We start from the raw sequence: 15,336 nt of genomic DNA, 5'->3' as shown, positions 1-15,336 counted from the left end.
ATAAGAATAACACTCTTCTTTTTTGCTTTATTTATATTCTAGAGATTAATACACAAACTTGTCCATCGAAGCATCAAGTTCTGTATTGATTACTTTTGCATAAATCTCGGTTACACGAATGCTCGAATGATCCATGACTTTTGAAACGTGTTCAATACGCATTCCATTATTCAATGCATTTGTAGCAAATGTATGTCTGCTCATATGGAAGGAAAGTCCTTTGTTTAAATCAATTTTTTGAGAAATGTATGATAGTGATTTATTGATATTACGAGAAATTCTTTCAATTTCTGAAATGGCATAATGTTCATTTTTCAAAAATTTCTCTTCATTTTTTACTAAAGAAAAAACGAAGCTTTCATCGGTGCTGTTTTCATTTTTGTGTTTTTTGAGAACTTCTAAAGCTGGTTGGACTAGTTTGAAGCTATGCAAGTTCCCTGTTTTTCGGATAACTTTTGATAATTTGGAATCTTCAAAATTAATGTGCTTCCATTGCAAAGAAATCACATCGCCCATCCTAAGTCCACCTGCATAAATGCAAAAAACAAACATATCTCGGAATTTTGACATTAAACTTCCTTCTTCTAATTCTGCATTTTTCAGCAGTTCAATTTCTTCTTTTTGGAGAAATTTTATTTTCGCAGAATCTTTTTTGGTCTTGATTTTATTGAAAGGATACAGATTTAGAGGGACCATGTCTTCTGCAATGGCATCATTGTAGAATTTCATCAGGCTTCTTATATTGGTTTGTACCGTATTGTTTTTGTTTTTTAAAGTAGAATAGCAATAGGTAATGTAGTCGTTCAGCAAGACGGTAGTAAGGTCTTCAAAATAGAATTCTTTTTCACCTACATATTTTTTAAACTTCTCTAGGTGAGCCTGATATTTGCGTTGTGTTAAAATGGAAATGGAACCATTGATTTTTTCTAATCTTTTAAAGGCATAATCAAAAAACAATGAAGATTCTTTCCCTTTGATTGCTTCTTTTAGCTTCTTGGCAGAAACTGACTCATTTTTCCTTGAAACATCAGCGACCTGACCTTCCGCATCGGCAATAACTTGAGACAAATAGGCATTTAATCTTGCACTATTCGGATGGTTTTTCTTTACTTTTTGCTTTGCTTCGTCCCATTCTGAAGGCTTTAATTTCTGACCTGTCGTGAGAAATTTTGCTTTTCGGTCTTTTATAAGTCTAATGTAAAGTGGACAATGTCCTGTTTGGGATTCTTGTGCTGTTCTCAGAACTAATTTTACTGATGCCATAATGTTGTATATTTTTAGGTTTTATATTCCCTTTGCAAAACAGTGCAAAGCAAAGAAACCCTTTAAATAGAAGGTTTCGCAAAGGGAAGCAACCTGATACAAAAGTACAACAAGCAGTTCAACAAACTCTTAATTTGGATGCTTTCGGATTCGTTAGTTTTCTTATCTTAAAATTGTAAAACCCACTGAAACAAGCACTTTGAAGCAATCAAATGAAATATTGGAAAATAGTAATATCTTTGACAAAGTAATGCAAATGTAAATTTTTAGGAATGGATGATACAACCGAAAAATGAACAAGTATTTTTGATTTTAGATTTTAGATGTGAGATGTTGGATGGGACTCTTCGACTACCGCTCAGAGTGACAATTATTTAAAATTCTGTTGTTTTTGCGCGAGGGCGAAGTGTATTGTTGGAGCTCTTTTTAATTTTTTTCTAAAAAATTAAAAAAGCGACTACACGAAGACCGACCTTTTTTCGGCGGATGAAAAAACGCTTTTAGAAAAATTTCTAAAAGCGTTTTTAGCGTTGGCAAAAAAAGGACGCGCCCAAAAATTACTTTTTCGGTTCGTTTTTCTTTTTAATATCGCTTTCTATTTTTTTAATCGCCTTTAAATTATCAATAATCTGTAGTGTTTCTTCTACATTTAGAATTTCTACCGGAACATCTGCTCTGGTTTTGTCCCACTCGAAAACTAAATTGAGTTTTTCGTCTGTAATATCTTCGAAATTTATGGTAAAACGCTCCATTTTTTCGTTCATCATTTTTACAGGAACGGTAGTGGTTGCTACATCTTCTTTTGCATCATAGGTATAAGCTCCCCAATTGTTAACCCCTCTGTTTAAAATGATTTTCCATTCTTTTTCTTGAGGAATCACATACAAAGCGTAGGTTCCTTTTTTCACTTTTTGACCGCCAAAAAGCACTTCTTGACCAAAAGTAATTTTGGTAGCTTCATTCGCTCCAGCTCTCCAAACTTGACCGAAAGGAACCAGTTCTCCGAAGACTTTTCTTCCTTTTACCGCAGGTCTACCATATTCTATAGAAATTTTGGTCACCGAAAATTGCTGTTCTACGGTTTGTCTTGGGCTTACAGCCGGAATGTTATATTGCTGAGAAAAACCAAGCATTGCTACATTTAGAAATGCGAAAAGTGAAATTCTTTTTAACATAAATATCATTTTTAAATTTTTGATAAAGATAATATTTTTCAAACAAAAAACCTTTAAGTTTTTTTGTGTGCAAATTGTAAACTACCTGTTTTTGGTAGTTAAATTAATTTTCTTTGCAAAAAATTACAGAGATGGATAACTATATTTACACAGTAGAAATACCAGCAATACTTAATTTATTATTAAATTATGAAACAAGAGAATTTAAAGATTCAAATCCCAGGATTGCAAGGGAAAAAGCTATAATCTATTTATCAGATATAATTAAAAAAGCTATTGAAAGAGAAATTATCACTATTAAATTTTTCACAGATAATAATTCTTTGGAATTAAAAAAAATTGAAAAGAAAGAAGATTTACCTTGTTTAGAAAATACACAAATTTTAGATTTTGAAAAAATTTCAGAGTACTCTATTCAATATTCTTACAATGATTATATTATGTGGGATGCTTATAGAATTAGAAATAATGGTCAAGAAATACTTGAAAATTATGGTTTTCTGAGGATAATGTTATCTAGCTCAAAATATAATATAAAAGAATGCATTTTAGATTTCAAAAATACAGATTATCAATCAATTAATTTAGAAATAAAAATTTTAAAAGATTTTTTAGATTACAATAATTTAGAATTACGTCCTGTCATTTCTAAAAACAACTTTTTTAACCAGATTAAGAAAAGAGAATTAAAACAACTTTTTTATGATAAAGAAAATTTATACCAAAAAGAGATTTTGTTAACAGAAAATTTTAATGATATAGAAAAAATATATCTTTCCTTTCTTAATTCTTTTTATTTAAATAAATATCTATTCATTCCTAAAAAAAATTCGGGGTTTAAAATTAGAGTTTTAAAAATTTTAGAAAAAGCTTATGATTCTGAGAATAAATTAAAGCATTATGATTCTTTAGAAATTGATGCAATAAATTATGAAGTTTTTTGCTATGAAAATTATTATGCTGAAGAACTAATCTATTCGAAACAAGGAAAATTATACATCCGAAACAATAAAGGACTAACAGAAGTAGATGAACAAACAACACTTACAGAAATTTTCGAAATAAAATATATAAATCCTGAATTACAAGAAATTATCAATATTATCTAAACTATGGAAACTAAATTACCTCTTATTAGCTTTGTTGTAAAAACTCAATTTATCACCAATAATTCTGGTTTAAGGAGAATACACCAACAAGTATTTACAAATCAAGACATTCTTTTTGCAAGAGAAAAAGCCTTTGAATATTACGAAGCAGCAATAAATGTTTTAGAACGAGAAGGAGAAATATGGCGAGATGAAAAAACAAGCAAAATTATCTATAAAAATCCCGAGAATTATTTAAAAGGCATCTCTATCTATATTAGAATTAATGAAGATGTAAAAAAATATGACTTGGCTGATAAAGAAAACCAAATTTATCTTATTAATATTCATTTTTCTTTAAATGAAATTCTGAAAAGACACATAGAACAGGGAAAAAAAATAGAAAAAAAGTACTTTGATCTATTGAAAATTAATTTTGAAAATAAACATTCTTACATTCTTTTTATGGGTAGAAGATTGGAAGAAGTTTCTAAAAAAAATAAAATTTTGGGGAAATCTCCTAAGGAAATAGAATTCATAGAATTTAAAATAAAAAATAGAAAATCTGACATTGAATTGTTATTAGAAAGCATCTGTGCTTTTGCAAATTCTGATGGTGGAACAATTATTATTGGGCAAAAATCTAGCTTTGATAATTATTCTGCAAATGAAAACATTATATCTTTTGAGTATATTATTAATAGGCTGATTTCCTGTATTTATAAAGATTTTGCAAAAAAAATTATAATAAAAGCAGAAAACATTCTTGGCTGTAATTTTATAAGTATAGCTATCCCAAAATCAGAACAAAATATTTTTTATAACGGCGTGTTTTTTTACCGAAACAACTTAGGAAATGTAATTGATTTTGATAGAAATTTTCACTAAATTTGTTTAATAAAAAATAATACTATGAGTGAGAAACAATTCGAAGATTGGTTAAAAAATATTTATCCAAGTAAATCCGACTCCACTATCAAAGATACTTTGATTTTTGCAAATAACTATCTTAAGGGAATTAATCGTTATATAGAAAGAAATAAACTTAGTTCTTTTTTTGAACAAAGTACTTCAGATATCGATACATTCTTAAATTCGATGGATAAAAATACTAGGTTTGAAAAAAATGAAAAAACCTATTTGAAAAGATTTGTTGAATTTAAAAATCTAGATCCAAACAATTATAATGTATTTGATAGAAAAAACAACGAAAAAAAAGCGAAAAGGAGTGAAAAACGAGCAATAGATGATATTAAAGCTTTTTATGAAAAAAAAGGCTACAAAGTAGAGAGTGTAGAATCAAAAAACTGTGGTTGGGATTTAGAAACAACAATTGGTAACATAAAATTATTACTTGAGGTTAAAGGACTTAATGGAAAATTTTATTCTATAAATTTAAGCGAAAATGAATATAATAAATTACAAGAAAATCAAGAAAATTATAGAATTTGTATTGTTTCAAATTGTAATTCTAGCGCTAAAAATAGACATATCAAAATATTAAAATTTGAAAACAATGAGTTTTTTGATGAAAATGACAAAGAAGATAAAATATCTTATAAAATTATAAAATCCTTAAAACTGACAAATAAAAAATAGATTCATTCATTTCTCTCCAAAGCCAATTTCCAATAATTCATAATTTTCTGTTTTAGAAAAATAGGTTCTATCACTTTTAAAGACCAAGAACGTTTCATTAATTCCATTATAAAATCTTCATTTGGTTTTATAAAAAACTCAAAAGTAATTCGGTTCTCTTTTTGTGATAGAATTTTTTGGGAATGATGAATAGGATTAGCTTTCAAATAGTTACCATCTCTATAATCGTATTCTACCACAACCTTTGTAGGAAATTCATTAGTAAACATACCAATTGAATCTTTGTAGGGTGTTTCAAAATCTATACTTAAATCTGATTTAAACTTTCCCAAAATATCAATTGTTCTAATTCTTTCTAGTGCATAACTTTTAAAAGAAATTGCGCCATCATTTATATCTTTAGCCAAAACATACCATTTAAAATCTTTTTGCTTCAAACGATATGGATTTATTAATTTTTCATTTTCATTTTCTGTTACATAATCAAAATAAGAAATTTTGAGACAAAGTTTTTTTTCTATAGCAGATGAAATAGTATGAAAATATTCCATACCTGTATTTTTTCTAGTCTCAGTAATTACATAACTAGGAAGCAACATATCTGTATTAATTGATGAAAGAAAAACCAATGAATTAAGTATATCGTTTTGAAACACACTTTCAAAATCTGTATTTATATAATACAAATTATTTTTACATTCTAAATCAATTTTCCAAGCGTCTTTAATTGCTTTCTTATCCTTATCAAAAGTTGAAATAGGATATTCATCCATTCTAAGTATTTCAATATCTTCATAGGCTTTAAACCTCTTTAATATCTCATCAATAATATCTTCACGATTAAATTTACCATTGTATTGCAAAACAGTTCTAACTAAAAAAACCATTCTTAAAAACTTTCTATTCATTTAGTTATTTTTCTATTTCAAATATAAAAAAAACCTCTAAGAAATAAAATCTTAGAGGTTATCTATTAAAAACTTTGTCAAAGATTTCTTTGCTTCGCAAAAACTTTGACAAAGCAGATTTACATTTTTTCCATTTTGAAAGTCATGCTTTCGATTACTTTGAGCATTGCTTCTACGGTATCCATACTGGTAAGACAAGGAACGCCATTTTCTACCGAAGTTCTACGGATTAAGAACCCGTCATTCATCGATTGTTTTCCTTTCGTAGTAGTATTCACTACATATTGTACTTTTCCTTTCTGGATTAAACTGATTAAGTTCTCTGTTTCTTCTTCTATTTTATATCCAATTTTGGTTGGGATATTGAGTTCGTTAAAATATCTAGAAGTTCCTCTGGTTGCCCAAATTTTGAAACCTATATCGTAGAATCTTTTTGCTAATTTTGCGGCTTCTGGCTTATTTACATCATCTATGGTGAATAAGATAGAACCATGCAAAGGCACTTTTCTACCTGCACCGATTAAACCTTTGTACAAGGCTTTTTCTAGCGTAGAATCTTTGCCCATTACTTCTCCCGTAGATTTCATTTCTGGACCTAAAGTTACATCTACTCTTGTTAATTTACTGAACGAGAATACTGGTACTTTTACAAAAATTCCTTCTTTATTTGGAACCAATCCATCTTTATAGCCTAAATCTTTCAGATTTGCTCCGAGAATTGCTTTGGTCGCTAAATTCGCCATCGGAACTTCTGTGATTTTTGACAAGAAAGGAACGGTTCTAGAAGAACGCGGATTTACCTCAATCACATAGACATTTCCATCAGAAATTACATACTGAATATTCATTAAACCTACTACTTTCAACCCTTTTGCTAAACGTTTGGTATAATCTTCTAGTGTTGCAATCTGGTCTGGAGTAAGCGTTTGTGGAGGATATACCGCAATAGAATCTCCTGAGTGAACTCCCGCTCTTTCGATGTGTTCCATAATTCCTGGAATGACTGTAGTTTCGCCATCGCAAATCGCATCTACTTCTACTTCTTTTCCGGTAAGGTAACGGTCTACTAAAACAGGGTGTTCTGGACTTGCATCTACCGCATGTTCCATGTAATGGTCTAGTTCTGCATCGTTGTATACGATTTCCATTGCTCTTCCTCCCAGAACGTAACTTGGTCTCACCAATACTGGGAATCCAATTTCATTGGCAATTTTAATTGCTTCTTCTTTAGAGAAACACGTTTTACCCAATGGTTGTGGAATGCCTAATTCTTGCAGTGCATGTTCGAATTTATCTCTGTTTTCGGCTCTGTCTAAATCTTCTAGAGAAGTCCCCAGAATTTCTACACCATGAGCTGCTAATTTATCTGCAAGGTTGATTGCAGTTTGTCCACCAAACTGTACAATCACTCCTTTTGGTTTTTCGAGTTCTATGATGTTCATTACATCTTCCTCTGTTAAAGGCTCGAAATATAGCTTATCCGAAATCGAGAAATCCGTAGAAACCGTTTCTGGGTTATTATTGATGATAATTGCTTCGTAACCCATTTGTTTGATTGCCCAAACTGAGTGAACGGTAGCGTAATCAAATTCTACCCCTTGACCAATTCTGATAGGACCAGAACCTAAAACGATGATTTTCTCTTTATCAGAAGGAATGCTCTCGTTTTCTTCTTCATACGTTCCGTAGAAATAAGGAGTAGCAGATTCAAATTCTGCGGCGCAAGTATCTACCATTTTGTAAACTGGCATTACTCCGTTTTCTTTTCTGAACTTGAAGATTTCTCTGTGGTCTGTTTCCCAAAGATGTGCGATATTAATGTCTGAGAAGCCTAATCTTTTCGCTTCCAGTAATATTTCTTTGTTGAATTTATTTTCCGCAATGGTTTTTTCAAAATCAATGAGTTTTTTGAATTTCCAAACGAAGAATTTATCTATTTTACTCCATTCTACAATGGTTTCCCAATCATAACCTCTTCTTAAAGCTTCGCCGATGATGAATAATCTTTCGTCATCACACACTCTAATTCTGCGTTCGATATCTTCATCTGTTAAGGCAAGTGCAGGTTTGGTTTTTAATCCTAAATGTTGCAATCCCGTTTCTAAAGAACGAATCGCTTTCATTAATGATTCTTCAAAACTTCTACCAATCGCCATTACTTCACCCGTTGCTTTCATCTGCGTAGAAAGTCTTCTGTCAGCCGTTTCGAATTTATCAAATGGGAATCTAGGAATTTTTGTCACTACATAATCTAGAGCAGGCTCGAAACATGCGTATGTTTTTCCTGTAACCGGATTAAGCATTTCGTCTAAAGTAAGTCCCACTGCAATTTTAGCGGCTAATTTCGCAATTGGATAACCTGTTGCTTTACTTGCTAAAGCCGAACTTCTAGAAACTCTAGGATTTACTTCGATGATATAATAGTTGAAAGAATGAGGGTCTAAAGCCAATTGAACGTTACAGCCTCCTTCTATTCCTAGTGCTCTAATAATTTTGAGTGAAGCATTTCTGAGCATCTGATATTCTCTATCAGAAAGCGTTTGCGAAGGCGCTACTACAATAGAATCTCCAGTATGAACACCTACTGGATCTATGTTTTCCATATTACAAACTACGATAGCATTATCGTTTTTGTCGCGCATTACTTCGTATTCTATTTCTTTAAACCCAGCAATTGATTTTTCAATTAAACATTGAGTCACTGGAGAATATTTCAGTCCAAGTTCTGCAATTTCTGTCAGTTGCAATTCATCATGAGCGATTCCACCACCTGTTCCACCCATGGTAAAAGCAGGACGAACAATTACTGGATAACCAATTTTTTCTGCAAAAGCTAATGCACCTTCTACTGTATTTACAATATCAGAATCTGGAACCGGCTCGTTTAATTCTCTCATTAATTCACGGAACAAATCTCTGTCTTCTGCTCTATTAATCGCAGAAAGTTTGGTTCCTAAAACTTCTACTCCACATTCTTCTAAAATTCCAGAATTCTGTAATTCTACTGCCATGTTCAATCCAGTTTGTCCACCCAAAGTTGGCAAAAGCGCATCTGGACGTTCTTTTCTGATGATATGACTTACAAATGGAAGAGAAATTGGCTCTATATATACTTTGTCTGCAATTTCTACATCGGTCATGATGGTAGCAGGATTAGAATTGATGAGGATTACTCTGTACCCTTCTTCTTTTAATGCAAGGCAAGCCTGAGTTCCTGCATAGTCAAATTCTGCAGCTTGCCCGATGATAATTGGGCCGCTTCCTATTACTAAAATGGTTTTAATATCTGTTCTTTTCATTTTTTATTAGATTTCAGATGTCAGATTTAAGACATCAGATTTTATTTCTATTTTTATTTCTTCTTTTTCAGTTTTTGTCTGTAAGATAATTTGATTTCCATTATTTTTAAACTCATAATTTAGATTCATATGGAAAGACAAACTTTGTGGTTTTTATCATTGATTGAATTTATTTTCCAAGCGCTTTGCACTTGGCTATTTCTTGCGCCACTTCGTGGCTTATTTTGTTAATTTTAAATAAAAAAGTATCTCCTCTTCATAAATTTTATAAAACTTGGCTCTTTTTACTTTTTACTTGGCTTTTTTAAACTCTTCCATCATTTCCACAAATTCATCAAAAAGATAATTGGCATCTTCTGGACCTGGACTTGCTTCTGGATGATATTGTACCGAAAAACATGGATATTTCTTATGACGAACTCCTTCGTTTGTTTTGTCATTCAGAGCGACGTGTGTTACTTCTAAATCGGTATTTTCTAGAGATTCTTCGTCTATTGCATAACCGTGATTCTGAGAAGTAATCGCTACTTTCCCTGTTTTTAAATCTAGAACTGGGTGATTTCCACCTCTGTGACCGAATTTTAATTTATAGGTTTTTGCTCCACAAGCCAAACCAATTAACTGGTGACCTAAACAAATTCCGAAGATTGGAACTTTACCCAGTAAACCATTGATTAATTCTGAAGCACCTTTTACATCTTGTGGATCACCAGGACCGTTAGAAAGCATTACTCCATCTGGATTCATTAGTAGAATCTCATCTGCAGTTGTATCTTGAGATACCACGATGATGTCACAATCTCTCTGAGAAAGTTCTCTGATGATGCCTAATTTAGAACCAAAATCTACTAAAACCACTTTGAAACCTCTTCCCGGACTTGCATAAGGCGTTTTAGTAGAAACTTGCTCTACTTGATTGGTTGGGAAATTTTTAGTTTTCAGTTCAGCAATTACTGCTGTTTCATCTGCATTTTCATCTACAATTTTCCCTTTTAAAACCCCGTGATTTCTGATAATTCTGGTCAGTTTTCTGGTATCAATCCCTGAAATTCCTGATAGCTTTTTTTTGGAAAAAAATTCATCTAAAGACAATTGACTTCTGAAATTAGAAGGAAAATCACACAATTCCCTCACGATTAAGCCTTTAATTGCGGGCTCAATACTTTCGAAATCATCTCTATTAATTCCGTAATTACCAATTAATGGATAAGTCATGGTTACAATCTGACCGCAATATGAAGGGTCCGAAATGAGTTCCTGATAACCAGTCATTCCAGTATTGAACACCACTTCTCCTTCAGTATCGGTATTTGCACCAAAACCTTGTCCGTGAAAAACTTCACCTGATTCTAAAATTAATTTCTTTTTCATTCCTTTTTAATAGATTTCCAGAGCAGTATTACTCTGACTTTTCACTTTTATCTGTATTAATTTATTCAAATTCAAAACCTCTCTCTTCTAACACTTTTTTCAAGATGGCCATTCTTGCAAATACCCCATTTTGCATTTGTTTAAAGATTCTAGAACGTTCACATTCTACCAAATCACTGTCTATTTCTACACCTCTATTGATTGGTGCAGGATGCATAATGATGGCATTTGGTTTCATTTTTTGCTCACGCTCTTTGGTAAGACCATATTTTCTGAGATAATCTTGAGGCGTCAATTTCATTTTTTCATCATGTCTTTCGTGCTGAATTCTTAATAAAATGAGCACATCTACATCGGTAATCATTGCATCTAAATCTCTGTAGGTTCCATTCATTATACTTCCTTCGTCAAACCATTCTCTTGGTCCAGAAAAATATACTTTCGCTCCTAATCTTCTCAGTGTATCTGCATCAGAATTGGCTACTCTACTGTGTTTGATATCTCCTACGATTCCCACTTTCAAATCTTTAAAATCACCAAATTCTTGTTTGATGGTTATTAAATCTAGTAACGCTTGACTTGGGTGATGCCCAATTCCGTCTCCAGCATTTACCACTCCCATTTTCACACCTTTCAATTCATCATAAAATCTGGTTTTTTGGTGCCTGATTACGGAAAGATTTATCCCAATTGATTCCAGCGTTTTAATCGTATCTAAAAGACTTTCGCCTTTATTGATAGAACTTTTAGACTCATCAAAATGTACTACATTTAATCCTAATTTTTTCTCAGCCACCTCAAAACTTATTTTCGTTCTAGTACTGTCTTCAAAAAAAAGATTCGCTACAAAAATGTCTGATTTGGCCTTTACTGTTTTGCCGTTTGCGAATTCTAGCGCTTGATGTAATAGTTTTTCAACGCTTTCTAGTGACAATCTGGATAATTTAATCATGATACTATGGTTTTAAACAAAAAAAACGAAGCCCCAACAGCTTCGTTTTCAATAAATAAAAATATTTTGTCCGTCGGATTGAAGTCCGATATTTATGTTCAATAAAAAATTTATCGTTTTCATTGGTTGCAAATATACATATTAACTTTTTGCCTTCAAAATTTTTAGAAAAAATTAATTTTATTTAACATTATTATTGCAAAATAAGTATATCTTTGCTAAAAACGTATATATGAAAATAAATTGTTGCCCGAAATGCGAAAACTCCGAAATCGTGAAAAGCGGCATTGTTAAAGGGAAACAGCGCTATTTTTGTAGAGACTGCAAATACTATTTCACGGTAAATAAAATTGGCAAAAAGATAGATGATTACTATGTAACGAAGGCATTACAACTTTATTTAGAAGGCCTCAGTTTACGAGAAATAGAGCGCATTTTAGGCATTTCTCATGTCACCATCAGTTCTTGGATTAAGGAATACAATATTAAGAAACCACCTCATTCTGATTTTCATGCTACCTATAAGGTTTTCAAACAAATAGAACTGGCAGAATACATCAGAAATGAAGAAAATCTTAAAGGTTCTGGACTTATTATTACCGAATTCGGGGATAAGTTTATGATGATAAAATGGGAACGTTTTAAAAAGTAACTATACTTATTTACAAAAATATATACAAAATTTTTACAGAGTTTTTTTTATTATCAGTTTAGCGATGTTAAAATCACAAAAAACTGTTTAATATTATGAAGAAAACTCAATTAATCTTCGCTAGTATTGCTAGTTTATTATTTAGCAATGCTTTATTCTCTCAAGAGAAACCAAAAGAATGGGATGTAAGTCTCTATGGTTTTGCAAGAGCAGATTATATTTTCGACTCGAGACAGTCTGCACAGGTGAGAGAATACCATCTCAACCTTTATCCTTTAGACAAAAAATTAGATGCAAATGGTGATGATATTAATGCTACTGGTGCCAGTAATTTTTTATCAGTAGTTTCTCGATTGGGTGTTAACTTTAAAGGTCCCAATGTTTGGGGCGCAAAAGCGAGTGGAAAATTAGAAGGCGACTTCTTTGGAAACACTCAAGAAAGCATCGGACTTTTCAGATTAAGACATGCTTATGCACAGTTGGCTTGGGAAAAATCTTCCCTTACTTTAGGACAGACTTGGTACCCTTCTTTTGTTCCTGAAGTTTTCCCGGGAGTTGCCAATTTCAGCACGGGAATTATGTTTAATCCTTTTGGCTGGGTTGGTCAAATTAGATTTAGACAAAGTTTAACTTCAAATCTTTCTTTAGATTTAGTCGCTTACAAAGACAGAGAGTTTCAAGCTCCTGTAGTTTCTGGAAACGCTAATAACTCTCCTACTTTTAATTCTACTACTCCTACTTTACACGCACAATTGCAATACAAAACCAAAAATGTGATTGCAGGTTTAGGCGCAGAATATCAATCTTTAAAACCTGTGATTACCAGTGGAGGATTGGCTTCTGATGAAAAACTCAATTCTACCATGCTCATGGGATATTTTAAATATTCTAATGAAAACGTAGTTGCAAAATTCTATGGAATTTCTGGTGGAAATTTACATCATTTAGTGATGCTTGGTGGTTATGCTTCTTATGCTGAAACTAACGGAATAGATTCTTACAAACCTACTAAAACCTCAGCTTTTTGGGTAGACATTGCGAGTAATAAACCGAATGTAGCCCCTGGAGTTTTCTTTGGATATACTAAAAACAGTGGTTTAGAAGACGCTAATTACAAATCACTTTATGTAAGAGGTGTTTCTGGAACCAGAGTGGTAGACAATGTTTGGAGAGCTTCTGCTAGAGTAGATTTCAAGCAAAATAAATTTAAAATTTCGCCAGAATTAGAATACACTGCCGCAACTTGGGGCGATTTAAAAACTGATGCCACATCAGGAAACAATGAAACCAATGTAGGAAATTTCCGCGCACTGGTAAGTGCTTCTTATTCTTTCTAAAAACATCTTTCAATACATTATTAACAAAACTAAAAAATAAACACATGAGTCATCAATTTAACACACAAGCAGAGCATGATGCTTACGTAGATGAACGTAAAAAATCTTCAACTCTTTGGAGCATTATCATGGCGTCTTCTCTAGGAACGCTTATCGAATGGTATGATTTCTATATTTTCGGGAGTTTAGCTGTAGTATTATCTACTAAATTCTTCCCAGCAGATAATCCTACTGCAGCATTTTTATCTACACTAGCCACTTTTGCAGCTGGATTCGTAGTAAGACCTTTCGGAGCTTTATTTTTCGGAAGATTAGGAGATATTATTGGTAGAAAGTATACTTTCTTGGTTACTTTATTAATCATGGGATTCTCTACTTTCTTAATCGGGTGTATTCCAAGTTATGAAACCATCGGTTTTATGGCTCCTGTTTTAGTATTAATTCTTCGTTTATTACAAGGTTTAGCTCTTGGTGGTGAATACGGAGGCGCTGCAACTTATGTAGCAGAATACGCAGAACATAATAGACGTGGTTACTGGACTTCTTGGATTCAGACCACTGCCACTTCTGGTTTATTCATTTCACTCATCGTGATTTTGGTGACTAAAAGTTCATTAACTGCTGAAGAATTTGACAATTGGGGATGGAGAGTTCCTTTCTGGATTTCTATCTTAATGGTGGGCGTTTCTTATATCATTAGAAAAAACATGAAAGAATCTCCACTTTTTGCAAAAGCTAAAAAAGAAGGAAAAACTTCTACCAATCCATTAAAAGAATCTTTCGGGAATAAATACAACTTTAAATATGTTTTATTAGCATTATTCGGTGCTGTAATGGGACAAGGTGTAGTTTGGTACACTGGTCAGTTCTACGCGATGTCATTCATGCAAAAAGTAATGAATATAGAATCTGCACAAGTAGACTCATTAATGGCAGCCGCATTATTTATCGGAACTCCATTATTCGTATTATTCGGTTGGCTATCTGATAAAGTAGGAAGAAAACCAATTATGATGCTTGGTCTTTTATTGGCAATTTTCGCATACAGACCTATTTACAACCAAATGTTTAAACTGGGAGATTTCTCTCAAAAACAAGAATTAAAAGATAAATTCACTTCTGAAGCAACTGCTAAAGTTCTAGAAGGAACTAAAGTAGACTCTGTTTATACTACTCAAAAATTCTATGCAGATGGAAGCAATGTAAAAGAAGTGGTGACTAAACATCTAGAAAACGGAAAAGTTTTACTAGACGAAAAAGGAAAAGATAAAGTAGAAACTAAAATCACGAAAACAATAGACAGCACTACCAAATGGACACTTGCTTTCTGGGTTTTCTTACAAGTTGTTTTCGTAACGATGGTTTATGGACCTATTGCTGCTTTCTTAGTAGAAATGTTCCCTATCAGAATTAGATACACTTCTATGTCACTTCCTTATCATATTGGTAATGGTATCTTCGGAGGTTTATTGCCTGCAGTAGCTACTTATTTGGTAACCTCGGCTAAAGAAGCCGGAAATCCAGAATATTACTTACAAGGTCTTTGGTATCCAATTATCGTAGCGGCAGTGAGTTTAATCATTGGGGTAATTTACTTAGACGGAAAAGATAGAAATGTAGAGGATTAAAAATGTGATCATTTGTGGATGTGATCATTTGTTAGTCAATTTAAAAATCTTATTCTTTTTAAAA

12 protein-coding genes are annotated in these 15,336 nt (G+C 32.3%); 6 read left to right on the top strand and 6 right to left on the bottom strand.

Going from position 1 to position 15,336, the window contains the following annotated elements; all coding sequences use genetic code 11:
- Positions 1-45: 45 nt before the first annotated feature.
- Complete coding sequence (locus KKQ79_RS02750) at positions 46-1,263, bottom strand: site-specific integrase (RefSeq protein ID WP_213188871.1); 1,218 nt, start codon at positions 1,261-1,263, stop codon at positions 46-48.
- A 557-nt stretch (positions 1,264-1,820) separates the two neighbouring features.
- Positions 1,821-2,438, bottom strand: coding sequence for a DUF2911 domain-containing protein (locus tag KKQ79_RS02745; RefSeq protein ID WP_213188870.1), 618 nt, complete (start codon positions 2,436-2,438; stop codon positions 1,821-1,823).
- A 131-nt stretch (positions 2,439-2,569) separates the two neighbouring features.
- On the opposite strand from KKQ79_RS02745, the gene KKQ79_RS02740 reads away from it, so the two are divergent.
- From KKQ79_RS02740 to KKQ79_RS02730, 3 genes are read left to right on the top strand one after another with little or no spacing between them, the layout of a single operon-like run.
- Positions 2,570-3,547 carry a hypothetical protein gene (locus KKQ79_RS02740; protein WP_213188869.1) on the top strand — a complete coding sequence of 326 codons (978 nt, stop codon included), beginning with the start codon at positions 2,570-2,572 and terminating at the stop codon, positions 3,545-3,547.
- Between the two features lie 3 nt (positions 3,548-3,550).
- Complete coding sequence (locus tag KKQ79_RS02735; protein WP_213188868.1) at positions 3,551-4,414, top strand: ATP-binding protein; 864 nt, start codon at positions 3,551-3,553, stop codon at positions 4,412-4,414.
- Positions 4,415-4,438: 24 nt separating this feature from the next.
- Positions 4,439-5,125, top strand: a complete 687-nt coding sequence (locus tag KKQ79_RS02730; protein WP_213188867.1) for a protein NO VEIN domain-containing protein — start codon at positions 4,439-4,441, stop codon at positions 5,123-5,125.
- Between the two features lie 2 nt (positions 5,126-5,127).
- Here the strand turns inward: KKQ79_RS02730 and KKQ79_RS02725 are convergent, their stop codons facing one another.
- The 4 genes from KKQ79_RS02725 to KKQ79_RS02710 all read right to left on the bottom strand — a co-directional run bounded on the left by KKQ79_RS02725 (position 5,128) and on the right by KKQ79_RS02710 (position 11,655).
- Positions 5,128-6,033: a helix-turn-helix transcriptional regulator gene (locus KKQ79_RS02725; RefSeq protein WP_213188866.1), complete on the bottom strand. Its 906-nt coding sequence runs from the start codon at positions 6,031-6,033 to the stop codon at positions 5,128-5,130.
- A gap of 119 nt (positions 6,034-6,152) precedes the next feature.
- Complete coding sequence (gene carB / locus KKQ79_RS02720) at positions 6,153-9,332, bottom strand: carbamoyl-phosphate synthase large subunit (protein WP_213188865.1); 3,180 nt, start codon at positions 9,330-9,332, stop codon at positions 6,153-6,155.
- A gap of 291 nt (positions 9,333-9,623) precedes the next feature.
- Entirely contained in the window at positions 9,624-10,703 is a 1,080-nt protein-coding gene (gene carA / locus KKQ79_RS02715) for a glutamine-hydrolyzing carbamoyl-phosphate synthase small subunit (RefSeq protein ID WP_213188864.1), read from the bottom strand.
- A gap of 61 nt (positions 10,704-10,764) precedes the next feature.
- Complete coding sequence (locus tag KKQ79_RS02710) at positions 10,765-11,655, bottom strand: aspartate carbamoyltransferase catalytic subunit (protein ID WP_213188863.1); 891 nt, start codon at positions 11,653-11,655, stop codon at positions 10,765-10,767.
- Positions 11,656-11,887: 232 nt separating this feature from the next.
- Between KKQ79_RS02710 and KKQ79_RS02705 the strand changes: the two genes are divergently transcribed.
- From KKQ79_RS02705 to KKQ79_RS02695, 3 genes are all read left to right on the top strand, one after another.
- Positions 11,888-12,307 (top strand): IS1/IS1595 family N-terminal zinc-binding domain-containing protein, encoded by a 420-nt coding sequence (locus KKQ79_RS02705; protein ID WP_213188862.1) that lies wholly within the window; start codon positions 11,888-11,890, stop codon positions 12,305-12,307.
- A gap of 95 nt (positions 12,308-12,402) precedes the next feature.
- Positions 12,403-13,644: a hypothetical protein gene (locus KKQ79_RS02700; RefSeq protein WP_213188861.1), complete on the top strand. Its 1,242-nt coding sequence runs from the start codon at positions 12,403-12,405 to the stop codon at positions 13,642-13,644.
- A gap of 44 nt (positions 13,645-13,688) precedes the next feature.
- The gene (locus tag KKQ79_RS02695; RefSeq protein WP_213188860.1) at positions 13,689-15,272 is read left to right on the top strand and encodes an MFS transporter; all 1,584 of its coding nucleotides are present in this window, start codon (positions 13,689-13,691) and stop codon (positions 15,270-15,272) included.
- Positions 15,273-15,336: the final 64 nt, after the last annotated feature.

It is taken from the genome of Cloacibacterium caeni, from assembly GCF_907163125.1.
GTDB classification, from domain to species: Bacteria; Bacteroidota; Bacteroidia; order Flavobacteriales; family Weeksellaceae; genus Cloacibacterium; species Cloacibacterium caeni_B.
The sequence above is the reverse complement of the archived record's forward strand: the minus strand, read 5'-3'. Positions and strand labels throughout refer to the sequence as shown.